Genomic DNA, 23,636 nt, shown 5'->3' with positions numbered 1-23,636 from the left:
GAACGACGGAACCCAGGTGAACCAGACCGGAGCACAGCCGCCAGCCGGAACGCAGGCCATCCGCCGGGCGCTCGGCATCCTGCGGCTCCTCATGGACGAGGACGGGGAACTCACGCTGTCCGCGATCGCCCGCAAACTGGACCTCACGCCGGGAACGACGCACCGGGTCGTGGGCGCGCTGAGCGCCGACGGGCTCGTCGCGCACAACCCCCGCACCGACAGCTACCACCTCGGCCCCGGCTCGATCCTGCTCGGCCAGGCCGCCCAGCGGGTGCACGGGCTCCAGCTCGCGCTGCCGGTCATCCAGCGGATCAACGCCGACACCGGAGAATCGGTCAACATCACGATCCGCGAGGGCCACGAATCGGTGGTGCTGCTGCGCGCGCAGTCGACGCTCCCGCTGCGGTTCGAGCAGCACCCCGGCGCGCGTTTCCCGTTGTACGCCACGGCTTCCGGCAAGGCGATGCTCGCCAATTCCCTCGACGCGGAGTCCTACCTCGCGAGCCTCCCGGAACAGTTGCCCGCGCTGACGCCGCACACCCTCGCCACCCGCGACGCCCTCGCCGTGGAGCTGACCGAGACGCGCGATCGCGGGTACAGCATCGACAACGAGGAAAACGTCGCCGGAGTGCGCTGCGTCGGCGCGGGAGTCCTGGACGACCGGGGTCTGGCCCGGGCGGCAGTGGTGATTCAGGTGCCGACTGTCCGGCTTCCCGAGGACCGGATTCCCGAGCTCGGCGCCCTTGCGATCGAGGCTGCGAAGGAGATCGCGCCATTCCTGCCGCCGGACCGGCTCACTCGCTACTGACCCCCAACGCCCGCGCCGTCAGCGAAGCGAGATGCGCAGGCTGATGCTCGGACAACTGCCGAATCTGCGTCCGGCAGCTGAACCCGTCCGCATGCACGACCGTCCCTTCCGGCGCCGCGCGCAGAGCAGGCATCAACTGGTGCTCCGCGACCGCGACGGAAACGTCGTAATGCCCCCGCTGGAACCCGAAATTCCCCGCCAACCCGCAACAACCCTCGCGCAGCACTTGCGAATGCTCCGACAACCGCCCGAGAAGCTGCGAGTCGGCGTCGTAGCCGAGGTCCGCGTGCTGGTGACAATGCACCTGAGTGAGCAACGGAGCCGCGGACTTCGTCAACGCGGGAAGCTCGCTCTCCCCGACATGCTCCGCGAACGTCCGGACACTGCGCTTCAGCAAGGCCGTCCGCGGGTCCTCCGGCAGCAGCTCCGAGCCGTCCTCCCGGAGGGTCGCGGTGCAGCTCGGCTCCAGGCCGATCACCGGAATTCCCTGCTGCAGCCACGGATCCAGCGCATCCAGCGACCGCCGCAACACCCGGCGCGCCGTGCTCAGCTGGCCGGTGCTGTGCCAGGTAAGTCCACAACAGACGGTCCGCTCCGGGATGACCACCTCGTGGCCCAGGGCTTCCAGCACGGCGACCGCGTCCCGGCCGACCTGGGGGTCGAAGAAGTTCGTGAAGGTGTCCGGCCACAGCACGACTTTCGACGAGGACGTCACCCGCTCCCGGCGGCGGAACCACGAAGCGAACGTCGGCGACGCGAGCTGCGGCAAAGCGCGTTCGGCGGCGATCCCGCCCAGGCGGTTCAGAACCGGCCGGAGCGGGCCGCCCGCGACGGCGTTGATCGCGCGGGCGAACGGGGCGCCCAGCCGGAGCCATCGCGGCAGCGCGCCCATCGTGTAATGCGACATCGGGCGGACCCGGCGCTCGTAGTGGCGGCTGAGGAATTCGGTCCGGTAGGAGGCCATGTCGACACCGACCGGGCAGTCGGATTTGCACGCCTTGCAGCCGAGGCAGAGGTCGAGCGCGTCGCGGACTTCGGGTGAGCGCCAGCCGTCCTCGATGACGTCTCCGGCCAGCATTTCGAACAGCAGGCGCGCCCGGCCGCGGGTCGAGTGTTCTTCCTTGCCGGTGGCGCGGTAGCTCGGGCACATCATCCCGCCCGACGCGGAGACGCATTTGCCCACGCCCACGCATCGCCGCGACGCCGCGGCCAAATCGCCGTCGTCGGCGTGCAGGGCGAGCCGGGCCCGGGTCGGCAGGATCGGCGGGGCGATGACCGTGCGCAGATCGGCGTCCAGCGGCGCGGGATCGACGACGCGGCCGGGGTTCATGCCGTTCGTGGGGTCGAAGGCGGCTTTGAAGTCGGCGAACGCCTGCATCAGCCGCGGCGAGAACATCAGCGGCAGGAGTTCGGCCCGCGCTTGGCCGTCGCCGTGTTCGCCGGACAGCGAGCCGCCGTGGGATACCACGAGTTCCGCGGCCTCGACCATGAACGACCGATACGCTTCCTTCGCTTCCGGGGCGGCCATCGGGAAATCGATCCGCACATGCAGACAACCGTCGCCGAAATGGCCGTAGACCACGCCTTTCCGGCCGTGCTTGTCCAGCAGCAGGTCGAATTCGCGCAGGTACGCGCCGAGCCGGTCTGGCGGGACCGCGGAGTCCTCCCAGCCGGACCACGCCTCGGAGCCGTCCGCCAGCCGCGTCGCGAGACCGGCGCCTTCTTCCCGGATCCGCCAGAGTTTCCGCTGGGCAACAGGATCCTCCACGACCAGCGACGAAGCGCCGACCTGCGGGGCACGCGCGGCGACCTGGCGGGCGACGGCCAGCGCCTCCGCCGCGTCGTCACCGCCGGTTTCCAGGTACAGCCACGCCGTTCCGTCCGGCAGGGTGCTGCGGTCGCCGGGTTTCCGGGTGTCGAGGGCGGCAACCAAACCGGCCTCGATGCCTTCCATGGTCAGCACCGGCAGGTCGAGCAGCGACGGGACCGCGTCGGCGGCGGCGATGCTGTTCTCGAAACCCAGCACGGCGAGGGCACGCGTTGCCGGGATCGGGGCCAGGTCGACGACCGCGCTCAGCATCGTCACGCAGGTGCCCTCGGAGCCGACAAGGGCCTTGGCGACGTCGAAACCGTTCTCCGGCAACAGGTATTCGAGGTTGTACCCGGACACGCGCCTCGGCAGTTTCGGGTAGCCGAGCCGGATGTCGGCCAGGTACTCGTCGCGCAGGTCCCGCAGGCCGCGGTAGAGCGCACCGACCGAATCCGAGCGGGCGCAGAGTTCCTCCAGCTCCGCCGGTGAAGTGGGACCGACCTCGAGGCGGGTTCCGTCGAGGAGGGCGATTTCCAGCGCGCGGACGTTGTCGACCGTCTTGCCCCAGGCCACCGAATGCGAACCGCAGGCGTTGTTGCCGATCATGCCGCCGATCGTGCACCGGCTGTGCGTCGACGGGTCCGGGCCGAAGGTGAGCCCGTGCTCGGCGGCCCGTTCGCGCAGCCGGTCCAGCACGAGACCGGGTTCGACGCGCGCCGTGCGGGCGACGGGGTCGAGGTCCAGCACGCGGTTGAGGTGCCGGGTGAAATCCAGGATCACCGCGCGGTTCGCGGCCTGCCCGCCGATGCTCGTCGCCGCGCCGCGCGGGAGGACGGGCGCGCCGTGGTCCGCGCACACCCGCAGCGCCTCCACCACGTCGTCCGCGCTGCGCGGCCGCACCACGAGCAGCGGGACGTGCCGGTAGTTCGACGCGTCGGTGGAGTGGGTGGCGAGCGTGGCCGGGTCGCCGGCGACCTCGCCGGACACCGCCCGCGCGAGTGCTTCCTGCAGTGCCGATTGCGAACGGGCTCGGGCCGGCATGGGCGTCTCCTGGGAAATCGGGGGTTCACAGCGCCGCGGTCGCCGGGCTACCGTGAAGGCTCGCCACATAGTGGATATAGCTTCCACATGTTGTCAACATCGACGTGAGGAGTGGTCTCCTTGACCGACATGCCCCGCAACGAAAGCGTCTTCACCTGGGCCGCGCCCCCGCTGAAGTTCGGTGCCGGCGCCCTCGACGAGCTGGGCGCGGAGGTGGCCGCCCGGCAGGCCAGGTCGTGCCTGATCCTCACCGACCCCGGCGTCCGCGCCACCGGCATCCCGGACCGGGCGCTCGACTCGATCCGCGCGGCCGGCGTGAAAAGCGAGATCTTCGACGGCGTCGGCGTCGAACCGACCGACGCGAGCATCGACGAGGCCGTCGCCTACGCCCGCCAGCAGGAATGGGACTGCTTCGTCGCGATCGGCGGCGGCTCCGCGATCGACACCGCCAAGGCCGTCAACCTGCTGACCACGCACCCCGGCGAACTGCTCGACTTCGTGACCCCGCCGATCGGCGCGGGCAAGGCCCCGTGGCTGCCGCTGAAGCCGCTGATCGCCGTCCCGACCACCGCGGGCACCGGGTCCGAATCGACCACGATCTGCGTCGTCGACCTGCTCGGCCTGCACCTCAAGGCCGGGGTGAGCCACCCGTCGCTGCGCCCGTCGCTGGCGGTCGTCGACCCGCGCACGACGATCAGCCTCCCCTCGGCGGTCACCGCGGCCAGCGGCATGGACGTGCTTTCGCACGCGCTGGAGAGCTACACGAGCGTCGCGTTCGACGCGAAGCCCGCGCCGGAAGACCCGATGAAACGACCGGCGTTCTGCGGCTCCAACCCGATCAGCGACGTCTGGTGCGAGATGGCGCTGACGTTGGTGGGCAAGCATTTGCGCGCCGCTGTCCTCAATGGACGCGACCTGACCGCGCGCACCCAGATGGCGCTCGCGTCGACCTACGCCGGAACCGGTTTCGGCAACGCCGGCACGCACCTGCCGCACGCGAACGCGTACCCGATCGCCGGTGCGGTGAAGCAGTACCGCGCCGAGGGCTACCCGGAGATGCCGATGGTCCCGCATGGCCAGGCCGTGTCCGCGACCGCCGCCGAGGTCTTCCGCTGGACCTATCCCTCGGCGCCCGAACGGCATCTGCACGCCGCGCACCTGCTGTCCGGCGGCCAGACCTTCACCGCCACCGACGGCGCCGACGCGCTCCCCCACGTGCTCGCCGAGCTGATGGCCGACATCCAGATGCCGAAGGGACTGCACGCGTTCGGATACGGCGACGAGGACATCGACACCCTCGTCGACGGCACCCTCAAGCAGACCCGTCAGCTGGCTGTCGTGCCCCGTCCGGTCACCCGGGCCGCGCTCGAAGACATCTTCCGCCGTTCGCTCTGACCCTCGGGAGTTATCAATGGCGACAACTCCGGAAAAGAGCACCGACGTCCGCCTGGTGGTCGCGTCGAGCGTGTTCGGCACGACCGTCGAGTGGTACGACTTCTTCCTCTACGGCACCGCCGCGGGACTCGTCTTCAACAAACTGTATTTCCCCGGCTCCGATCCCCTGGTCGGCACCGTGCTGGCCTTCGCGACCTTCGCGCTCGGCTTCCTCGCCCGCCCGGTCGGCGGATTCGTCTTCGGCCACCTCGGCGACCGGGTCGGGCGCAAGAAGATCCTCGTCGCGACCATGCTCATCATGGGCACCGCGACCTGTCTCATCGGGCTGCTGCCCGACTACCGGATGATCGGCCCGGCCGCCCCGATCATCCTCGTCGTCCTCCGGCTGGCCCAGGGCGTCGCGGTCGGCGGCGAATGGGGCGGCGCGGTGCTGATGGCCACCGAGTACGCCCCGGCCGGGAAACGCGGGCTCTACGGCAGTTTCCCGCAGATCGGGCTGGCCATCGGGCTCACGCTGGGCACCGGCGTGCTGGCGCTGCTGAACGCGGTCACCAGCGACGAGGCGTTCCTGTTGTGGGGCTGGCGAATCGGCTTCCTGCTGTCCGCCGTGCTGGTGGTGGCGGGCCTGCTGATCCGGGTCAAGGTGATGGAAACCCCGGCCTTCCGCACGATGGCGGCCGAGGAGGGCACCGCGACCGTGCCCGCCGTCGAACTGGTCCGCGACCGGCTCTCCCGGCGGCATCTGCTGCTCGGCATGGGCAGCCGCTTCACCGAGGGCGTGGCGTTCAACGCGTGGGCGGTCTTCGTGATCTCCTACGGCAGCGGAACGCTGAAGCTGGACCGGCAGCCGCTGCTGGTCGGCGTGATGATCGCGGCCGCGGTGATGGTGGTGTTCATCCCGGTGTTCGGCCGGGTGTCCGACCGGCTCGGCCGACGCCGGACCTTCACCACCGGAGCCGTGACGACGCTCGTGCTGGCGATCCCCGCACTGGCGGCACTGCACAGCGGCAATCCGGTGCTGATCACGCTCTCGCTGATCGCGGTGCTGGGCATCAGCTACCCGGTGATGTACGGCCCGCAGGCGGCGTTCTATGCCGAACTGTTCCCGATTTCGCGGCGATGCACCGGGATTTCGGTGGTGTACCAGCTTTCCGGCGTCGTGGCTTCGGGGCTGACCCCGCTGATCCTGGCGTATCTCGCCGGGAAGACCGGCACGACCGGCATCCTGGTCTACCTCGCCGCGACGACGGTGGTGAGCGTGGTCTGCACGCTGGCGATCCGGCAGAGCGACCTGTTCGAGGACGACGAGCGGATTTCCGCGCCAGTCAAGGAGGTTCCCCGGTTCACCTGAGCGGCGAGCCTCGTGAGCGGCGGTGCCGGTTTCTCACCGGCACCGCCGCTCACGAGGCCGGACCGGCCGCCTCGGTGAGCTGCTCCCGCAGCGTGCCCAGCGTCCGGGCCAGCAACCGCGAAACCTGCATCTGCGACAGTCCGACCCGTTCGGCGATCTGGCTCTGCGTCATGTTCGAGAAGAACCGCATGACGACGATCGCGCGCTCCCGTTCCGGCAGGCTCCGCAGCAGCGGCTTGAGCGTTTCCCGGTCCTCGAGCTTCTCGATTTCCGGATCCTCGTCGCCGAGGGTGTCGGCCAGCGCGATCGAGCCGCTGTCGTCGTGGGCCGGATAGTCGATGGACGCGGCCTGGTACGCGTTCCCGGCGTGCAGGGCTTCGGTGACCTCGTCCAGATCGAGGTCGAGATGGTCGGCGAGTTCGCGCGCGGTGGGCGCGCGGCCGAGGCGCTGGCCCAGGTCGGTGGCGGCCTGGCCGATCGTCACGTGGAGTTCCTTGAGCCGCCGCGGGACGCGGACCGACCAGGTGTGGTCGCGGAAGTACCGGCGGACCTCGCCCATCACCGTCGGGACGGCGAAGGCGACGAAATCCGTCTGCCGCGCCGGGTCGTAGCGGTCGACGGCGTTGATGAGGCCGATCCGCGCGACCTGCAGGAGGTCCTCGGACGGCTGGCCGCGCCGGGCGAAGCGGCGGGCGATGTGCTCGGCCAGCGGGAGGTGTTCCTCGATGAGGCGGCGGCGCAGCCGGGAGTGCTCGTCGGTGTCCTCGGCGAGGCGGCTGATCTCCTCGAACAGCACCGCGCAGTGGCGGTAGTCGTCGCGCCGGGTGCGGGTCATGGTCGCCGCGGTCATGTAAATCCTCCTGACAGCCGAAGGGAACGTGACTCGTGTAGTGCCATGGAGCGCATCGCGTCGCCGACGCTAATCATCCTTAGTGGACAGTGCTCGGTGCCGCAAGGCGAGCAGGCGGCGGCTCCGCGTGCTCGCCGGGGCGCCAGGCAGCCGGAGTGTCATGGCCGGGTGGTACCCGCCCGAGAGCAAGATCAATCAGGCGGCCACCCGAATGGGGGCTCAAGTCACATCGCGCCGACGCGGCAGAGTGGCGCGATCGCCGACGGAACGCGAGACCGGCGAGGCGAGCTGCCCGATGCGGTGACCGTCCCTCGCGCGATGCGGTGACGAACCGGCGAACCTGCGGAACGATGCTGGCATTGGCGAAATAGCGGAGAACGACGAGATCTTCGCCGGAATCGATTTCGATCGCGGTCAACCATCCGTGGACCTGGGTCGAGAGCGCCGAATTGCGGACGGCTCTCCAGCGGGAAGGATCAGCTTCCGGACCGCCATCGCCCGCGCACCGAACGGCGGTCGGCGCGGCTGAGCACGCCCGAGGTGTCGCGCGTCCAGTGTCCGCCGCGGGAATCGGTGAAGGACAGGCCGGGCACAGCGGCCGCGGAGTACAGGTCGTCCACCGGCATGGCGTCCTCGCCGAACGGCAGCGCGCGGACGGCGGTCGCGCCCGGCGGGATGATCGCGAGCCGGGTGCGGTGCGGCTCGTCCTCGTCCGGGCGGCTGATCTCCAGCGAGCAGTCGAACACCGGTGCGTCGCCGCTGTTGTGCGCGCACACGACGTAGTCCTCGTCCCGGTCGTGCCGGGCGCCCTCGTCGAGCCACGCGGAGACCGACTGCGCCTGCTGCTCCTGCCGGACTTCCGCCTGGTCTTTCCGGTTGAGCAGCATGATCCACACATACGAGGCGAACCCCAGCAGCGAGCCCGCGCTCCCGATCGCCGATACCCACGTCGCGGTCAGTTGTGATCCCATTTCCGCTGATCTTCCCCGATCCGGCCGCGCCGAAACCCGGTCCGGCAGAGGTTTGGACCTTCACCGGCCGGGGTACCAAGAGCGCGGCGCGGAACCCCTTCCGCTCCCGGACTTTCGTTGCCGCGGGGACGCCGGTGGTGCCAAGACACCGCCGACGTTTCTGCTGTCCACAGTGGACTCAGGCGCTCAGGTCTTCAGCCAAGCAGGGCGAGCGCCCTTGCGCAGCGTGCGCCATTCGTCGGCGAACCGGTCCTGCAACATCTTCGCCGCGGCTTCGTCCCGGCCATAGAGGAGACCGAAGGTGAACGTGTTCTGGTTCTCACTGAAGCCGTCGATCGCGAAGTGCCGCAACGCCGCTCGGTCGACGACGGTGTCCTGATGCTTGCCCAGCGTCTGCTGCACCGCCTTGACGTGCTTGCGCCACGTGCGCAGCTTCTTGCCGAACACCGGCCGGACGGCGTCGGCGGCGTAGCGAGCGCGCTTGGCCTTCTTCCGGACGTTGTGCAGTGCCTTCTCCAGCTCGGTGCCGCTGAGCCCCTCCGTCACCGCGGTGGCTCGGGAGAGCTTGCGCGCGGTCTTGCGCAGAGGTTTCCGCAACGCCTTCTTGCCCGCCGGGCGCATCGTGTCGAGCAGCGCGGCGATCGATCCCAGCAAAGTCACGTATCGGCTGCTGGACAAGGCTTCCGTCGCGCGGGCCAGTTCAGTTTGGGAGGTGCGGGCGAAGTCGCGGGTCAGGTATTGCCGCAGTGGTCCGAAAATCAGCTCCGGCGGGACCTCGTCGAGACAGGATTCGAGGCGCGCTTGGCTGACCTCGGTGTCGCGCGCGGGGGCGAGTTCGCTTCCGAGCCACTTCAGTTCCGCCGCGATCGCGTTGGCTTTCTTCTTGTCCACCAAGGGTTTGAACGTCTGAAGCGCGCTCCGCAGCTTCCGCGCCGCGACCCGGAGCTGGTGGACCGAATCGTCTTCCCCGACGCGAAAGCCCAAGTCAGCGCGACGCAATCGCTCGAATTGCTCGCGCAGGTACGCAGCCAGGACCTCGTTCGAGCCACGCTTGCCTTCGGCGGTGTCTCCGATCAGGCGTTGCAGTTTCGACGGCCACCAGGCGTTCTCGGCCCCGCGCTTCCGCAAGGTGCGATCAAGCCGATCGAGCAGCTCAGGTCCCGCCTCGACGTCCAGCTCGCGCCAGCGGTCCAGCCGAACTGCCTGTCCCCCAAGGAATTCTCCGGTGACATGGTCGTCCGCCAGCGTCGCCAGGGTCCGGCCCGACGCGTCGGACAGACGGTGCGTGAACCGGTCGGTCCGCAGTTGCGCGACCGGACGCAGCTTGCGGTCCAGCGTGTACGCGCGGACCAGCTTCACTATCGGAGCAGGCATCGTCGAGTCGTCGAGCGGAAACCTCAGTTCGTGACCGGGCGTTCTCAGGCACCACCCGGTGTCGCTGCTTCTTCGCAGCGTGATCCCGGCGCTGGTCAACCGGAAGTCCTTGGTGTCGTAGTAAACGGTCTCCAGCGTCCGCTCGGCGGGTGCTTCCTGCGTGATCCCCTTGCCCGCCAGCTGCGGCACCCGGGCTTTCAAGCTCAGCTCGTATTTGCGTCCGGACTCTGCGCTTCGCATTCCCCGCTCCTTCAGTCGTTGTCGGCGGCGCCGGCGACGGCCTCGGCGATCGCGGGCACCAGGCCCTCGTCGAAGACGCTGGGCACGATGTGCTCCCGGTCGAGGTCGTCGCCGACCGTCTCGGCCAGCGCGTGCGAGGCCGCGAGCAGCATCCGCGCGGTCACCTTCGGTGCGCCGGAGTCGAGCAGCCCGCGGAACATCCCCGGGAACACGAGGACGTTGTTGATCTGGTTGGGCAGGTCGCTGCGGCCGGTCGCGACGATCTCAGCGTGCTCGTGCGCGGCGTCCGGGTCGACCTCCGGATCCGGATTGGCCAGCGCGAACACGATCGCCCGGTCGGCCATCCGCGCGAGGTCGTCGCCCTTGAGCAGGCCGCCGACGCTGACGCCGACGAAGACGTCCGCGTCGCGCAAGGCGTCCTGCAGGCTTCCCTGGACCGCGTCGCCGCGGTTGGTGTTCTCCGCGAGCCACTGCTTCTCGCCGGTCAGATCGCGTTCCCCGTGCAGGACGCCTTTGCTGTCGCAGACCACGATCCGCTCCGCGCTGAAATCGGCCTTCAGCAGCAGCCTGGCGATCGCGGACCCGGCAGCGCCCGCGCCGGAATCACCACCGAGGTGTCCCCTGGCGTGCGGTCGGTCAGCTTCAGCGCGTTGTGCAGGGCGGCGAGCACGGCTATCGCGGTGCCGTGCTGGTCGTCGTGGAAGACGGGGATGTCCAGCTCGTCGTGCAGCTGCCGCTCGACGGTGAAGCACCGGGGCGCGGCGATGTCTTCCAGGTTGATCGCGCCGAAGGACGTCGCGAGGTCCTTGGCCGTGCGCACCAGGTCTTCCGGCTCGCGGCTGACCGGGCAGATCGGCCAGGCGTCGACGTCGGCGAAGCGCTTCAGCAGCGCCGCTTTGCCCTCCATCACCGGCAGCGCGGCGGCCGGGCCCTGGTCGCCAAGCCCGAGCAGCGCGGAACCGTCGGAGACGATCGCGACGGAGTTGCTGCGCACGGTTTCCCGCGCCAGCACCGAGGGGTCCTCCGCGACGCGCTTGGCCAGCTCGGCGACGCCGGGCGTGTAGTGCTCGGCGAGGTCGTCGGCGTCGTCGAGCCGCACTCGGGTGGTGACTTGGATCTTTCCGCGACTGCTCATGGCAGCCGGATACCCGGCCGCGCGGCGGCGGAATCCTGCTCGGTACGTGAGGGGAACCCTCATTGACTCTGATTCCCTCAGGGTTCCCCTCACGTACCGGGAAGACCCGCGCCGGGCGCCGTCAGTCGAGCACGAGCGCCGCGTCCGGTTCGGTCACCCGGAAGCTGAAGCTTTCCTCCAGGTACAGCGTCAGCGTCTCGGCGTCGTGGTGGCGGTAGCCGACCGAGAGGTCCTGACCGAGTTCCAGCACGAAGTCGCCGCCCGCCAGGCTCAGCACGACCGCGCCGGTCAGCCCCGGCGTGCGCTTGACCCGGCCGCCGCCGAGGGCCCGGCGGAGGTGGTCGAGCACGAGCACGCCGCCGTGTTCGGTGCTCTCCACGATGGCGGTGTAGCCGTCGGGGTTGATCGCGAGCGCGTACGGTCCTTCGATTCCGTTGCACCGCAACGTGTTCACCGCGTTGGCGACGACGTGCGGATAGCGTTCCGGATCGGTGCCCAGCGTGCCGTGGTCGTACGGGCTCGCCTCGACGATGCCGGTGATCCCCGCCTCCGGCCAGCCGTGGAACACCGCGCGGTTCTCCAGCAGGCCGACCTGCGCGGCGGCCTGGTCGAGGTCGTCGAACTCCAGGTCGTCGGCGCCGCGTTCGGCGTCCTCGAGTTCCTTGCGCTCGACGGTGAACGGCACGCGCACCTCCACCAGCGGCAGCACCCGGCGCTGCTGCGCGAGGGTTTCGCGTTCGCGGGCGGTTTCCGGCGGATCGACGCGCCGGGTCCGGCCGAGGGAGGTCGCCGAGTGCGTCCAGCCGTGCGGGCCCTCGACGTCGACCATCTTGCGCGCCGCCAGGTGCGTCGCCAGCCGTTCCCGCGCCTCGTCGTCGATCTGCTTCCAGCCCTCGGCCGGGATCGGCGCGAGCTCGCGCATCAGGTGGTTCATCATGCTCCCTTCAGGCTGCCGATGCCCAGCGAACCGTCGTCCGGCGGGGTCTTGCCGGCCTTGCGCTCCTGCTCCTCGACGTAGCGCTCCAGGTCGACGTCCCCGGTGTCGATGCCCTTCCCGCCCTCGTGCTCGGCCTTGAACGCCAGGAACTTCCGGCCGAGTTCCTCGCGCAGGCCCGGGTCGGCGTGCTTGCGGAAATCGGCAAGCGCGTCGTCCTCCTCCTCGGCCATGTGCTCGCTGTTGGCGGTGCGGGCCTGCCGGACCGCTTCGAGCCAGGCCGCGCTGCCCGCCGGGTGGCGGCGGGTTTCGGCGACGGCGTCGCGGATCTCGTTGTGATCGCCGACCGCGTCGAGCGTCTCGTCTTCAGCGTCGGCGCCGCGCTGGATCAGCTCGGGGTAGAAGACCGCTTCCTCGGCGGCCGCGTGCAGGTCCAGCAGGTCGGCGAGCGGTTCCCAGGCCCGCGCCAGCTCGTCCGGGCCGTCGAGGTCGTCCAGTGCCGCGAACGCCCGCCGGAACCGCTCGTGATCGTCGAGGATCAGGCTGGTGATGTCCGTCATGGCCCTCGACGTTAGCTCTCCCGGCGGCGGCGCGCTCGTCGTGTTTGCGCGAGGCTGCTTGCGGGTAACGGGATCCGATGGTCGCGCGTCAGGAACCGGGAGCCGAGCCGCCGGACACCACCAGCCTCGACAAGCTCCGCCGAGCAGCCGGCGAGTGCCGCGGCTGCGGGCTTTACCGCGACGCCACGGCGACGGTTTTCGGCGTGGGCGCCAAACATGCGGACATCTTCGCCCTCGGCGAGCAGCCCGGCGACCAGGAGGACCGGCGCGGCGAACCGTTCGTCGGACCGGCCGGGAAGCTGCTCGACAAGGCGCTCGGCGACGCGGGCCTGGACCGCGATTCGCTGTATCTCACCAACGCGGTCAAGCACTTCAAGTTCAAGCTCCGCGGCAAACGCCGGATCCACGAAAAGCCGGCCCGATCCGAGGTCGTCGCGTGCCGCCCCTGGCTCGTGGCCGAACTGCAAGCGGTACAGCCGCGGCTCGTGCTGCTGCTGGGTGCGACGGCGGCGCAATCGGTGTACGGCAGCAGTTTCCGGCTCACCCAGCATCGCGGTGAACCGCTGGATCCGCCGGAAGAGTTCGCCGACCTGTTCGCCTCGGCGGTCGCCACCGTGCACCCGTCCGCCGTGCTGCGCGCGCCCGACCGCGACACGGCGTACGACGAGTTCGTCGCCGACCTGCGCGGCCTCTGACGTTTGCCGCTCCCGGCAAGGGGAATCCGGCCGCCATGAAAGCAGTGACCTGGCACGGCAAGCGGGACGTGCGAGTCGACCGCGTCCCTGACCCGAAGATCGAGGAGCCGACCGACGCCGTCGTGCGGGTGACCTCGACCGGCATTTGCGGGTCTGACCTGCATCTCTACGAGGTCCTCGGCCCGTTCATGACCGAAGGCGACATCCTCGGCCACGAGCCGATGGGGATCGTCGAAGAGGTCGGCAGCGGCGTGAGTTCGCTGAAGCCCGGCGACCGTGTGGTGGTGCCGTTCAACATTTCCTGCGGGCACTGCTGGATGTGCGAGCGCGGGCTGCAATCGCAGTGCGAGACCACCCAGGTCAAGGACCAGGACAAGGGCGCGGCGCTCTTCGGCTACACGAAGCTCTACGGCCAGGTGCCCGGCGGGCAGGCCGAGTACCTCCGGGTCCCGCAAGCGCAGTACGGGCCGATCAAGGTGCCCGAGGGCCCGCCGGACGAACGGTTCGTCTACCTGTCCGACGTGGTCCCGACGGCGTGGCAGGCCGTGCAGTACGCGGACATCCCCGACGGCGGTTCCGTCGTGGTCTTCGGCCTCGGCCCGATCGGCCAGATGTGCGCGCGGGTCGCGCTGCACCAGGGCGCGGGCGAGGTGATCGGCGTCGACCTGGTGCCGGAGCGGCTGGCTCGGGCCCGCGCACACGGCGCGACGACGCTGGACCTGCGCGACCACCGGCAGATCGGCGACGCGATCCGCGACCTCACCGGCGGCCGCGGCGCGGATTCGGTGATCGACGCGGTCGGCATGGAAGCGCACGGCGCGCCGATCGGGAAACTCGCGCACAACCTGGTCGCGCTGCTGCCGCAGACGCTGGGCGCGAAGGTGACCGAGAAGGCCGGGATCGACCGGCTGAGCGTGCTGTACGCGGCCATCGACAGCGTCCGGCGCGGCGGCACGATCTCGCTGTCCGGCGTGTACGGCGGCATGGCCGACCCGATCCCGATGATGGAAGTGTTCGACAAGCAGATCCGATTGCACACCGGGCAGGCGAACGTCCGTCGCTGGATCGACGACGTCCTGCCGGTGCTCACCGCGGACGGGGACCCGCTGGGCGTGGAAGGCTTCGCGACGCACAAACTCCCGCTGACCGACGCGCCGCGGGCGTACGAGATGTTCCAGAAGAAACTCGACGGAGTGCAGAAGATCCTGCTCGAACCAGCGGCGTAACGGGACGCGTCCGGGCTCAACGGCCCGGACGTTCCTCCGCCGCGCGCCGAGCCAGCCGTTCCCGCTGCGGAACCACGACGTACTTCGGGTCCTTTGTGGACTCCACCCCGGCCGCGTACACCCCGAACCGCGTGCACAGCCCGGACGCCAGATAAGCCGCCCCCGCGGCCACCCCCGCCGCGCGATGGCGACGCGCGGCCAACGACAACGCCGCCCCAGCCGCGGTAAGAACCTTGGCCGCCTTCAGCAACCGCCCGGCCCGGCCGGTCCGGTACGGCTCCGAAGCCAGCCCCAGCCCGGTCTCCAAGTGATGCTCGGCAGCCAATTCCGAGGCGGCACCGGCAATTCCAGCCCGCACGACGGGACCGTTTTCCTTCCGCGGCACCGCGATCAGCGCGATTCCCGCCCCGCTGGTCAGCGCGCTGCCCGCGAACAGCACCGGCAGCGTCCCGTGCGCCTCGTGCCAGGACGGCGTCGCCGTGTCGGCCAGCAGCACCGCGGTATACGTGCACATCGCCGGCCCCAGCACGCCCGCGCCCGCCCCGGCCAACCGGCCGAGCCGCGGGAAACGCCCGGTCAGCGCGGAGAAAGCCGCACCGGCGGCGAGACCGGAGAACGGCGACAGGATCCACGATCCCACCGACAGCGGCGAAGTCGGCTTGAACACGCGCAGCATGTTCAGGAACCGTGTCGGCTTGCCGAGGTCGTGGATCAACGCGACCACACTGGCGATCGACCCGCCCGAAGCCGCCAGCCGACCGACCTTGGCCAGCTCCGGCCGTCCGGTCATGTCGGCGAGCGCGGCCAGCGACGCGGACGCACCGGCCGCGCCGCCGAGGAACAGGTACAACGGCACATCCGGCTGCTTCCAGGCGGGCTCCTTGAGGATCGGCCTGCCGTAGTACGACCGGAATTCGGCGGGCTCGACCATCGCGCGTTCGCGGCGGGGGCTCATCGGCGCCGTCCCAGGAACGACACGACCAGCGCCGCGGCCACCCCGGCGGCGGTCGTCGCGGCCCGCTTCCACATCTGCGGCAGGTCGCGGGTCGTCACGACCGGGTCCGGCGGGAAGCCGTAGACCTCCGGTTCGTCCAGCAGCAGGAAGAACGCGCCGTCGCCGCCGACCCCGTCGCCGGGATCGTGCCCGTAGAGCCGCGCCTCCGGCACGCCGTCGTCGTGCAGCGCCGACACCCGCGCGGCGGCGCGCTCGCGGAGTTCGTCCAGCTCGCCGAACTGGATGGAATCGGTCGGGCACGCCTTGGCGCACGCGGGTTCCATCCCGGCGCCGAGCCGGTCGTAGCAGAGGGTGCACTTGAACGCGCGGCCGTCGCTCTCGCGTTTCTCGATGACCCCGTACGGACACGCCGGAACGCAGTAGCCGCAGCCGTTGCAGATGTCCTGCTGCACCACGACCGTGTCGAATTCGGTGCGGAACAGCGCGCCGGTCGGGCAGACGTCGAGGCAGGCCGCGTGCGTGCAGTGCTTGCAGACGTCGCTGGACATCAGCCAGCGCACGCCCGGTTCTTCCGGCTGCTGCTCCGGCGCCCCGACCGCCGGCATCCCCAGGTCGACCGCGGGCTGCTCGATGAACGCCACGTGCCGCCAGGTGTTCGAGCCGAGGTCGCCGGTGTTGTCGTAGGACAGCCCGAGCAGGTCCTCCCCGCCCGCCTCCGGGACGCCGTTCCACTCCTTGCACGCGACCTCGCACGCCTTGCACCCGATGCACACCGACGTGTCGGTGAAAAAGCCCATCCGGGGCTGGGCGCCGTACTCAGCCATTGGCTCGCCTCCGGTACTCCGCCACGAACTCCAGCAGCTCCGGCCCGCGCGGCCGCCGTCCGGGACGGATGTCGCAGGTGGCCGCTTTGGCCTCCTGGATGTGCACGTTCGGGTCCATCACGATCGAGAGCAGGTCGTTGGCCGCGTCGCCGCGGGACAGCCCGTTCGGGCCCCAGTGGTACGGCAGCCCGACCTGGTGGACGGTCCGGCCGCGCACCTTGAGCGGTTTGACCCGGTCGGTGACCAGCACGCGGGCCTCGATCGCCGTCCGCGCCGACACGATGGTGGCCCAGCCGAGGTGGACCAGCCCGCGTTCGGCGGCCAGCGCGGGCGAGATCTCGCAGAAGAACTCCGGCTGCAGCTCGGACAGGTACGGCAGCGTCCGGCTCATCCCGCCCGCCGTGTGGTGCTCGGTGAGCCGGTAGGTGGTGAACACGTACGGGTAGACCTCGCTGCGCGCCGGGTTGTACTGGTTCACCGGGCTGTCCAGCGTCTGCCGCACCGGCGATTCCTGCTGGCCGTACAGCGCGTTCGCGACCGGGCTCTCGAAGGGCTCGTAATGCGTGGGCAGCGGGCCGTCGGCCAGCCCGGCGGGGACGTACAGCCAGGCCTTGCCGTCGGTCTGCATGATGAACGGATCGCGGCCGCTCAGCGCGTCCTGCGCCTTCGCCCCGTCCGGAGGGACGTAGCTCGGTGCCTTCGTGGCCTCGAAGTCCGGGACGTCCGGGCCGGTCCACTTGGAGTCCTCGGCGTCCCAGTACACCAGCTTTTTCCGTTCGCTCCACGGTTTCCCGTCCGGATCCGCCGAGGCGCGGTTGTACAGGATCCGCCGGTTCGCCGGCCACGCCCAGGCCCAGCCGCCCGCGATCCAGTCCTGTTCGGAGCCCGGCTGCCGGTTCGCGGCGTGGTTGTGGCCGTCGGCGCGGACGCCGCAGTAGATCCAGCAGCCGCAGGACGTCGAACCGTCGTCCTTCAACTGGGTGTACGACGAGAGCGGGCCTTCCGGGCCGTGGCCGTTGATCTCCGCGAGCACGGACTCCGCGCTTGGCTCGGCGGTCGGGCCCTCGGTCGGATAGCTCCAGGCGAGATCGCGCAGCGGGGCGTCGCGTTCCCCACTGCCGGCGCGCTCCCGGATCAGCCTGCCCAGGTGGTAGTAGAACCACAGGTCGCTGCGGGCGTCGCCGGGCGGTTCGACCGCTTTGTGGTGCCATTGCAGCAGCCGCTGGGTGTTGGTGAAGCTGCCGTCCTTTTCGGTGTGCGCGGCGGCGGGCAGGAAGAAGACCTCGGTGCCGATCTCCTCGGGCTTCAGTTCGCCGGTCTCGATTTCCGGGCCGTTCTTCCAGAACGTCGCGCTCTCGATGAGCTGCAGGTCGCGGACCACCAGCCAGTCGAGATTCGCCAGCCCGAGCCGCTGGAACTTCCCGTTGGCCGAGCCGACCGCCGGGTTCTCGCCGACCAGGAAGTACCCCTTGCACTCCCCCGCGATCTGCTGCTGGACCGTCTGGTACGTCCCGTGGTCGCCGGTCAGCCGCGGCAGGTAGTCGAAGCGGAAATCGTTGTGCGGCTGGGCGCTGTCGCCCCAGTACGCCTTGAGCAGGCTGACCGTGTACGAGCGCATGTTGCCCCAGAAGCCGGTCTTGCCCGCGTCGGCCTCGACGAAACTGTCGAGGTCGAGGTGCTGGTGCGCGTGCGGCATCGGGATGTAGCCGGGCAGCAGATTGAACAGCGTCGGGATGTCGGTCGAGCCCTGGATGCTGGCGTGCCCGCGCAGCGCGAGGATGCCGCCGCCGGGACGGCCGATGTTGCCCAGCAGCGTCTGCAGGATCGAGGCGGTGCGGATGTACTGCGCGCCGACCGTGTGGTGCGTCCAGCCGACCGAGTACACCCAGGCCGTGGTGCGGTCGCGGCCCGAGTTCGCGGTGATCGCCTCGGCGATTTCGGTGAACTGCTCGACCGGCAGGCCGCAGACGTCGGCGACCGCCTCGGGCGTGTAGCGGGAGAAATGCCGTTTGAGGACTTGGTAAACGCAGCGCGGATGCTGCAGGGTCTCGTCGGTTTTCGGTTTGGTGTCGATCGCCGCGCCGCCGCTGCCGTAGGACTCGGCGCGCGCGGACGTCTGGTGCTTCTCGCCGCCGTGGTGCCCGCCCGGCTGCCCCGGGTCGCGGTGGCCGGCCGCCGGGGCCGCCTCAGCGTCCTCGTACGCCCAGGTCGAGTTGTCGTACTGGCGCTTTTCCGGGTCGAAGCCGGAGAAGAGGCCGTCGAGGTCCTCGGTGTCGGCGAACTCCTCGGTCAGGATCGCCGCGGCGTTCGTGTAGGCCACGACGTACTCGCGGAAGTCCAGTTCGTGCTGCAGGACGTAGTTGATCAGCCCGCCGAGGAACGCGATGTCCGAACCCGCCCGCACCGACGCGTGGACGTGCGCGACCGCGCTCGTGCGGGTGAACCGCGGGTCCACGTGGATGATCTTCGCTCCGCGAGCCTTCGCCTCCATCACCCACTGGAACCCGACGGGATGGCATTCGGCCATGTTCGAGCCCTGGATGACGATGCAGTCGGCGTTGGCGAGGTCTTGCTGGAACGTCGTGGCGCCTCCACGACCGAAGGAGGTCCCCAGACCGGGAACCGTGGCGGAGTGTCAAATACGGGCCTGATTTTCGATCTGTATCGCGCCGAGCGCGGTGTACAGCTTCTTCATCAGGTAGTTCTCTTCGTTGTCCAGGGTCGCGCCGCCGAGGCTCGCGAAGCCGAGCGTGCGGTTGAGCCTGCGGCCCTGGTCGTCGGCGTCCTGCCACGTCGCGGCGCGCGTCTCGAGCACGCGGTCGGCGATCATGTCCATCGCCTGGTCGAGGGACAGCCGTTCCCAGTCGGTGCCGTACGGACGGCGGTAGAGGACCTCGGTGACACGGCTCGGGCTGGTCACGAGCTGTTTGCTGGCCGAACCCTTCGGGCACAGCCTGCCGCGCGAGATCGGCGAATCCGGGTCACCCTCGATCTGGGTGACCGCGCCGTCCTTGACGTACACCTTCTGCCCGCAGCCGACCGCGCAATACGGACAGACGGAACGGACTACCTTGTCGGCGTCCTCGGTGCGGGCGTGCCAGCTTTCCGATCCGCGGGATTTCGCCGCCGAGGCGCGCGCAGTGCGGTCGGGACCGGCCAGCTGCCGGTACACCGGCCAGCCTTCGATCCACTGCCGCATGCCCACGCTGTCACGGTAATCCGTTCTCCCGCCCGGCGCAGCCTCGTCCACACGTCCGGCGGGTCCCGTCGCCGAGCGGTTCGGTGAGCCCGGCCGCGTCGAGGTGCTCCAGGAGCGGGATCATCACCCGGCGGGTGCTGTCCAGCGCCTGCCGCGCCCGCGACACGGTGAACGGCTCGCCGAGCGCGGCCAGCGCTTCCGCCGCGCGCTCCGGCGCGTCCGGGCCCAGCACCACTCCGTCGGCGATCGCCCGCAACCGGCCAACCCGGACGGCGGCGGCCAATTCCCGTTTGCCCAGGCCGAGTTCCCGCAGTTCGTCCGCTTCCGGCGCGCGGAACGGGTGCTCGGCGAACCGTTCTTCGAGGACTGCCACGGCGGTTTCCACTTCGGCGGTCAGCCCGGTGCCGGGCTTGCGGACGAGCCCGTCCTTGAGGATCAGCTCGCCGGTGAGGACCGCCGGGATCAGGTCCGCGTCCGGGAGGCCGAGCCGTTGCCGGAACGCCTCGGCCGGGATGCCCGCCGCCAGCGGATGTTCCCGGGTCCACGCCGCGACGACCTCGGCGGCCTCCGCTCGCGACCGGCGGAGGCGGGCCGGGTCGGCGTGCCAGCCGCCGAGCCGCTCGCCTACCTCCGGCAGCCCTAACGCGCGGAAGTCCTCGTGGCGCACGAAACCCGCCCGGCGGAGGTAATCCCAGCCCGGCTCCACCGCGGTCAGCTCTTCACCCCGGGCGCGCGCGGCGCCGCGGCGCGCGAGCGACGGCGGCCGGACGTCCACCACGTCGAACCCAGCCGGGATCCGGTGCTCGCCCGGGTCGCGCAGCAACCCCCGGTCGCCGGTCCGGAGCGGCAGCGGGCTCGCGAGCAGCAGCCGCGCGGTGTCCGTCCCGAGCGGACGGACGCGGACCGGCACCGCTGCGGATCCGAAGTGCAGCACGAGGTTCCGGTGCAGTTCGCCGGACTGTGCGCCGCGCAGCCGGACGTCTATTTCGGTCGCCGGGCGCCACGCACCCGGGGTCAGCAGCACGTCGCCCCGCCCGACGGAATCCTTGGGCACGCCGCGCACGTTGACCGCGACCCGAGCCACCGCGGACACGCTTTCGCGCGGTTCGCCGAGCGCCTGCAGACCGCGGATCTGGACGCGGTTCGCGCCGAGCGTCAACTCGTCGCCGACCCGCAGCGTGCCGCCGCCGAGGGTCCCGGTGACGACGGTGCCCGCGCCTTTGATGGTGAACGCGCGGTCGATCCAGAGCCGGACGTCCGCGTCGAGGTCCGGCGGCGGCAACCGGCTGGCGAGCTTGGCGAGCTGCGCGCTCAGTTCGTCGAGCCCTGCGCCGGTCGTGCCGCTGACGCTCACTGCGGGCACCTCGCCGAGCGCCGTCGCCGCGATCTCCTCAAGCGCCGCCGCTGTCGCTCTCGCCGGATCGGCGCGGTCCGCTTTGGTGACGGCGAGCAGGCCGTGCCGGACGCCGAACGCGTCGAGCGCCGCCAGGTGTTCCGCGGATTGCGGCATCCAGCCCTCGTCCGCCGCCACGACGAACAATGCGCCGGGGACAGGACCGACGCCCGCCAGCATGTTCGGGACGAACCGCTGGTGCCCGGGGACGTCCACGAAAGCGATCTCCTCGCCGCCCAGGCGGGTCCAGGCGAAGCCGAGGTCGAGGGTCAGGCCGCGGCGGCGTTCCTCGGCCCACCGGTCCGGTTCCATGCCGGTGAGCCGGCGGATCAGGGTGGATTTCCCGTGGTCGACATGGCCGGCGGTGGCGATCACCCGCATCGGCGGACCGCCTCCCGCAGGGTCGCGTCGTCCGCCGGGGCCACCGTCCGGAGGTCGAGCAGGCACCGGTCCCGCACGATCCGGCCGACCACCGCGGGTTCGCCCAGCCGCAACGCCTGTGCGTACCGGGCAGGCAACGCGACCGCCGCGCTGGGCAGCTCAACTCCCGGCGCGCCACCGCCGCCGACGACCGCGGTCGAATCCACCGCCTCGGCGTCCACGCCCGCCGAACGCAACGACTGAGCAAGCGCCTCGGCACGTTGGTGAAGACCCTCCGCGACAAGCGCCGCCCGCACGGGTGGTTCCGGCCCGCGAAGGGTGGCTTCGAGCGCGGCGAGGGCCAACTTGTCGACCCGCAGCGCGCGAGCCGCGGGATGTCGTCGAAGCCGGTGCACCAGTTCGGCGTCCCCGAAGAGCAAGCCCGCCTGCGGACCGCCGAGGAGCTTGTCGCCGCTCGCCGTGACGACGTTCGCACCGTCGGCCAGCGCGGTCGCAACGTCCGGTTCGTCCGGCAGCAGCGGATGCGGCGCGAGCAGCCCGGACCCGACGTCGGCGACGACCGGCACGCCGAGCCCGGCCAGTTCGGCGACGCTCGCCTCCGAGGTGAACCCGGTGACTTGATAGTTGGAGGGATGGATTTTGAGCACGAATCCGGTGTCCGGACCGATGGCCGCCGCGTAATCCGCCGCCGAAGTCCGGTTCGTGGTCCCGACTTCGCGGAGCCGCGCACCGGTCGAGGCGAGCAGGTCGGGGATGCGGAAGCCGTCGCCGATCTCGACCAGTTCGCCGCGGCTGACCACGATTTCCTTGCCTGGAGCCAAGGTCAGCGCACACAGCAGCAAGGCGGCCGCGTTGTTGTTGACCACGTGCACCGCCTCCGCGCGCGGCACCGCCTCCGCCAACGCAGCGAGGGTGCCGCGGCCGCGTTTCGCCCGCTCCCCTGTTTCGAGCGCGAACTCGACGTCCGTGGCCCCGCCCGCCGCGACGATCGCGTCCAGGGCGGCAGCGGATAGCGGGGCACGGCCGAGGTTGGTGTGCACGAGAACGCCGGTCGCGTTGAGCACCGGTCGCAGCGAGGACACCGTCGAGGGCAGCCGGGCCACTACCTCCGCTACGACCTCGCTGGGCTCGATCTCTCCCGCGCGCGCCCGCTGCTGCGCGGCTAAGACCAGGGACTTCACCAGGTCCCGGCCGAGTGTTTCGACGGCTTTCGCAATCCTCGGCTCGCCGAGCACCGCGTCGGTGCGCGGGATCGCCCGGCGCGGGTCACCCATGGCGGAGGCGGACGGGAATCGAACCCGCCAGCGGCAGGACCTGCCGCTCAACGGTGTTGAAGACCGCGCCGGTCACCAGGCCGGATACGCCTCCCTGGGGCATTCCGCCATCCTGCCAAGACCGTCGCGCCCCCGCATGATGAAAACCATGAGGCTGACCCAGTACGCCCACGGCGGCGGCTGCGCGTGCAAAATCCCGCCCGGCGAACTGGAAACGATCGTCCGCGGCCTGTCCGGTGCAGCGCCGGAGAACCCGCCCGGGGAACTCCTGGTCGGCCTCGACGACGGCGACGACGCGGCGGCCGTGCGCATCGCCGGGAACGTCGCCCTCATCGCGACGACGGACTTCTTCACCCCGGTCGTCGACGACCCGTACGACTGGGGCCGGATCGCCGCCGCGAACGCGCTGTCCGACGTGTACGCGATGGGCGGCGTCCCGGTGGTCGCGGTCAATCTCCTCGGCTGGCCGCGCGAGGTGCTGCCGTTCGAGCTGGCCGCGGAGGTGCTGCGGGGCGGCTTGGACGTCTGCGCGCGAGCCGGATGCCATCTGTCCGGCGGGCACAGCGTCGACGACCCGGAACCCAAGTACGGCCTCGCCGTCACCGGCACCGCGGACCCGGACCGCTTGCTGCGCAACGATTCGGGCAAGCCGGGCACGCCGCTCACGCTGACCAAGCCGCTCGGGATCGGCGTGCTGAACTCGCGGCACAAGGCCACCGGCGAACGCTCCGAGGAGGCGATCGCCGCGATGACCGAGCTCAACCGCGCCGCGTCGGCCGCCGCGCTGGAGGCGGGCGCGGTGTGCGCGACCGACGTGACCGGCTTCGGGTTGCTCGGCCACCTGCACAAACTGGCCCGGGCGAGCGGCGTCACCGCACGGCTGGACCCGGCGGCCGTCCCGTATCTCGAGGGCGCGCGGGAGGCGCTGCGCGACGGGTATGTCAGCGGCGGGACGCGCCGGAACCTCGACTGGGTCCGGCCGCACACCGATCTCTCCCGCGTCTCCGAGGAAGAAGCCCTGCTGCTGGCTGACGCCCAAACCTCCGGCGGCCTGCTCGTGGCGGGCGAACTGCCGGGGTACCCCGTGATCGGCGAGCTGGTGTCCCGCACCGACCACACCATCATCGTCGGCTGAGGTCCGTGAAGGGCTCCTTGAGGGAATTGGATTCCCTCAAGGAGCCCTTCACGGACGGCTGGCGGAAGCCGCGCCGGATTGGCAG

Annotated in this window: 19 protein-coding genes and 1 tRNA gene; 6 read left to right on the top strand and 14 right to left on the bottom strand. The window is 70.6% G+C overall.

What is annotated here, in order from left to right:
- Positions 1–16 precede the first annotated feature (16 nt).
- Positions 17–808 carry an IclR family transcriptional regulator gene (locus FKO37_RS21625; protein ID WP_238605588.1) on the top strand — a complete coding sequence of 264 codons (792 nt, stop codon included), beginning with the start codon at positions 17–19 and terminating at the stop codon, positions 806–808.
- On the opposite strand, the gene FKO37_RS21620 is transcribed toward FKO37_RS21625, so the two are convergent.
- Positions 795–3,659, bottom strand: coding sequence for an FAD-binding and (Fe-S)-binding domain-containing protein (locus FKO37_RS21620; protein ID WP_238605587.1), 2,865 nt, complete (start codon positions 3,657–3,659; stop codon positions 795–797). The two genes, FKO37_RS21625 and FKO37_RS21620, sit on opposite strands and share 14 nt — an antisense overlap.
- Before the next feature lie 129 nt (positions 3,660–3,788).
- On the opposite strand from FKO37_RS21620, the gene FKO37_RS21615 reads away from it, so the two are divergent.
- Entirely contained in the window at positions 3,789–5,054 is a 1,266-nt protein-coding gene (locus tag FKO37_RS21615) for a hydroxyacid-oxoacid transhydrogenase (protein WP_107050982.1), read from the top strand.
- Positions 5,055–5,070: 16 nt separating this feature from the next.
- Positions 5,071–6,405 (top strand): MFS transporter, encoded by a 1,335-nt coding sequence (locus FKO37_RS21610; protein WP_238605586.1) that lies wholly within the window; start codon positions 5,071–5,073, stop codon positions 6,403–6,405.
- A gap of 49 nt (positions 6,406–6,454) precedes the next feature.
- On the opposite strand, the gene FKO37_RS21605 is transcribed toward FKO37_RS21610, so the two are convergent.
- The 7 genes from FKO37_RS21605 to FKO37_RS21575 form a co-directional block, all read right to left on the bottom strand.
- Positions 6,455–7,255: a SigB/SigF/SigG family RNA polymerase sigma factor gene (locus FKO37_RS21605; protein WP_037810723.1), complete on the bottom strand. Its 801-nt coding sequence runs from the start codon at positions 7,253–7,255 to the stop codon at positions 6,455–6,457.
- A gap of 476 nt (positions 7,256–7,731) precedes the next feature.
- Positions 7,732–8,226, bottom strand: a complete 495-nt coding sequence (locus FKO37_RS21600) for a hypothetical protein (RefSeq protein WP_037810721.1) — start codon at positions 8,224–8,226, stop codon at positions 7,732–7,734.
- 186 nt (positions 8,227–8,412) lie between these two features.
- Entirely contained in the window at positions 8,413–9,840 is a 1,428-nt protein-coding gene (locus FKO37_RS21595; protein ID WP_238605585.1) for a CYTH and CHAD domain-containing protein, read from the bottom strand.
- A gap of 11 nt (positions 9,841–9,851) precedes the next feature.
- A complete protein-coding gene (locus FKO37_RS21590) occupies positions 9,852–10,400 on the bottom strand; it encodes an NAD-dependent malic enzyme (RefSeq protein ID WP_238608311.1) in 549 nt (182 codons plus the stop codon).
- Positions 10,397–10,975, bottom strand: a complete 579-nt coding sequence (locus tag FKO37_RS21585; protein ID WP_238605584.1) for a hypothetical protein — start codon at positions 10,973–10,975, stop codon at positions 10,397–10,399. Before FKO37_RS21585 ends, FKO37_RS21590 begins: the two co-directional genes overlap by 4 nt.
- A 121-nt stretch (positions 10,976–11,096) precedes the next feature.
- Entirely contained in the window at positions 11,097–11,912 is an 816-nt protein-coding gene (locus FKO37_RS21580) for a family 1 encapsulin nanocompartment shell protein (RefSeq protein WP_238605583.1), read from the bottom strand.
- The gene (locus FKO37_RS21575) at positions 11,909–12,469 is read right to left on the bottom strand and encodes a hemerythrin domain-containing protein (RefSeq protein ID WP_238605582.1); all 561 of its coding nucleotides are present in this window, start codon (positions 12,467–12,469) and stop codon (positions 11,909–11,911) included. Before FKO37_RS21575 ends, FKO37_RS21580 begins: the two co-directional genes overlap by 4 nt.
- Before the next feature lie 77 nt (positions 12,470–12,546).
- Between FKO37_RS21575 and FKO37_RS21570 the strand changes: the two genes are divergently transcribed.
- Together FKO37_RS21570 and FKO37_RS21565 are read left to right on the top strand one after the other, a co-directional pair.
- Positions 12,547–13,164: a UdgX family uracil-DNA binding protein gene (locus FKO37_RS21570; RefSeq protein ID WP_238605581.1), complete on the top strand. Its 618-nt coding sequence runs from the start codon at positions 12,547–12,549 to the stop codon at positions 13,162–13,164.
- A gap of 35 nt (positions 13,165–13,199) precedes the next feature.
- Positions 13,200–14,390, top strand: a complete 1,191-nt coding sequence (locus FKO37_RS21565; protein ID WP_134669256.1) for a zinc-dependent alcohol dehydrogenase — start codon at positions 13,200–13,202, stop codon at positions 14,388–14,390.
- 16 nt (positions 14,391–14,406) lie between these two features.
- Here the strand turns inward: FKO37_RS21565 and nrfD are convergent, their stop codons facing one another.
- From nrfD to FKO37_RS21535, 6 genes are all read right to left on the bottom strand, one after another.
- On the bottom strand, positions 14,407–15,345 hold the full coding sequence (nrfD, locus tag FKO37_RS21560; protein ID WP_238605580.1) for an NrfD/PsrC family molybdoenzyme membrane anchor subunit: 939 nt from the start codon (positions 15,343–15,345) through the stop codon (positions 14,407–14,409).
- The gene (locus FKO37_RS21555) at positions 15,342–16,169 is read right to left on the bottom strand and encodes a 4Fe-4S dicluster domain-containing protein (protein WP_238605579.1); all 828 of its coding nucleotides are present in this window, start codon (positions 16,167–16,169) and stop codon (positions 15,342–15,344) included. The genes nrfD and FKO37_RS21555 overlap by 4 nt, the downstream gene beginning before the upstream one ends.
- Positions 16,162–19,374 carry a formate dehydrogenase gene (gene fdh, locus FKO37_RS21550; RefSeq protein WP_238605578.1) on the bottom strand — a complete coding sequence of 1,071 codons (3,213 nt, stop codon included), beginning with the start codon at positions 19,372–19,374 and terminating at the stop codon, positions 16,162–16,164. The genes FKO37_RS21555 and fdh overlap by 8 nt, the downstream gene beginning before the upstream one ends.
- A 4-nt stretch (positions 19,375–19,378) precedes the next feature.
- Positions 19,379–21,142, bottom strand: a complete 1,764-nt coding sequence (selB, locus tag FKO37_RS21545) for a selenocysteine-specific translation elongation factor (RefSeq protein ID WP_238605577.1) — start codon at positions 21,140–21,142, stop codon at positions 19,379–19,381.
- Positions 21,133–22,416, bottom strand: coding sequence for an L-seryl-tRNA(Sec) selenium transferase (gene selA / locus FKO37_RS21540; RefSeq protein ID WP_238605576.1), 1,284 nt, complete (start codon positions 22,414–22,416; stop codon positions 21,133–21,135). The genes selB and selA overlap by 10 nt, the downstream gene beginning before the upstream one ends.
- Positions 22,416–22,510 (bottom strand) — tRNA-Sec (locus FKO37_RS21535). The genes selA and FKO37_RS21535 overlap by 1 nt, the downstream gene beginning before the upstream one ends.
- A gap of 54 nt (positions 22,511–22,564) precedes the next feature.
- On the opposite strand from FKO37_RS21535, the gene selD reads away from it, so the two are divergent.
- Positions 22,565–23,551 carry a selenide, water dikinase SelD gene (selD, locus tag FKO37_RS21530; RefSeq protein WP_374204368.1) on the top strand — a complete coding sequence of 329 codons (987 nt, stop codon included), beginning with the start codon at positions 22,565–22,567 and terminating at the stop codon, positions 23,549–23,551.
- The last annotated feature ends 85 nt before the right edge of the window (positions 23,552–23,636 follow it).

The organism is Amycolatopsis sp. Poz14 (assembly GCF_006704225.1).
GTDB classification, from domain to species: Bacteria; Actinomycetota; Actinomycetes; order Mycobacteriales; family Pseudonocardiaceae; genus Amycolatopsis; species Amycolatopsis nivea.
The sequence above is the reverse complement of the archived record's forward strand: the minus strand, read 5'-3'. Positions and strand labels throughout refer to the sequence as shown.

Bases quoted from the DNA above. Each gene is read 5' to 3' on its own strand.
- FKO37_RS21620 (WP_238605587.1), bottom strand. From the start codon at position 3,659: ATGCCGGCCCGAGCCCGTTCGCAATCGGCACTGCAGGAAGCACTCGCG.
- FKO37_RS21615 (WP_107050982.1), top strand. From the start codon at position 3,789: ATGCCCCGCAACGAAAGCGTCTTCACCTGGGCCGCGCCCCCGCTGAAG.
- FKO37_RS21610 (WP_238605586.1), top strand. From the start codon at position 5,071: ATGGCGACAACTCCGGAAAAGAGCACCGACGTCCGCCTGGTGGTCGCG.
- FKO37_RS21605 (WP_037810723.1), bottom strand. From the start codon at position 7,255: ATGACCGCGGCGACCATGACCCGCACCCGGCGCGACGACTACCGCCAC.
- FKO37_RS21600 (WP_037810721.1), bottom strand. From the start codon at position 8,226: ATGGGATCACAACTGACCGCGACGTGGGTATCGGCGATCGGGAGCGCG.
- FKO37_RS21595 (WP_238605585.1), bottom strand. From the start codon at position 9,840: ATGCGAAGCGCAGAGTCCGGACGCAAATACGAGCTGAGCTTGAAAGCC.
- FKO37_RS21585 (WP_238605584.1), bottom strand. From the start codon at position 10,975: ATGAGCAGTCGCGGAAAGATCCAAGTCACCACCCGAGTGCGGCTCGAC.
- FKO37_RS21580 (WP_238605583.1), bottom strand. From the start codon at position 11,912: ATGATGAACCACCTGATGCGCGAGCTCGCGCCGATCCCGGCCGAGGGC.
- FKO37_RS21575 (WP_238605582.1), bottom strand. From the start codon at position 12,469: ATGACGGACATCACCAGCCTGATCCTCGACGATCACGAGCGGTTCCGG.
- FKO37_RS21570 (WP_238605581.1), top strand. From the start codon at position 12,547: ATGGTCGCGCGTCAGGAACCGGGAGCCGAGCCGCCGGACACCACCAGC.
- FKO37_RS21565 (WP_134669256.1), top strand. From the start codon at position 13,200: ATGAAAGCAGTGACCTGGCACGGCAAGCGGGACGTGCGAGTCGACCGC.
- nrfD (WP_238605580.1), bottom strand. From the start codon at position 15,345: ATGAGCCCCCGCCGCGAACGCGCGATGGTCGAGCCCGCCGAATTCCGG.
- FKO37_RS21555 (WP_238605579.1), bottom strand. From the start codon at position 16,169: ATGGCTGAGTACGGCGCCCAGCCCCGGATGGGCTTTTTCACCGACACG.
- selB (WP_238605577.1), bottom strand. From the start codon at position 21,142: ATGCGGGTGATCGCCACCGCCGGCCATGTCGACCACGGGAAATCCACC.
- selA (WP_238605576.1), bottom strand. From the start codon at position 22,416: ATGGGTGACCCGCGCCGGGCGATCCCGCGCACCGACGCGGTGCTCGGC.
- selD (WP_374204368.1), top strand. From the start codon at position 22,565: ATGAGGCTGACCCAGTACGCCCACGGCGGCGGCTGCGCGTGCAAAATC.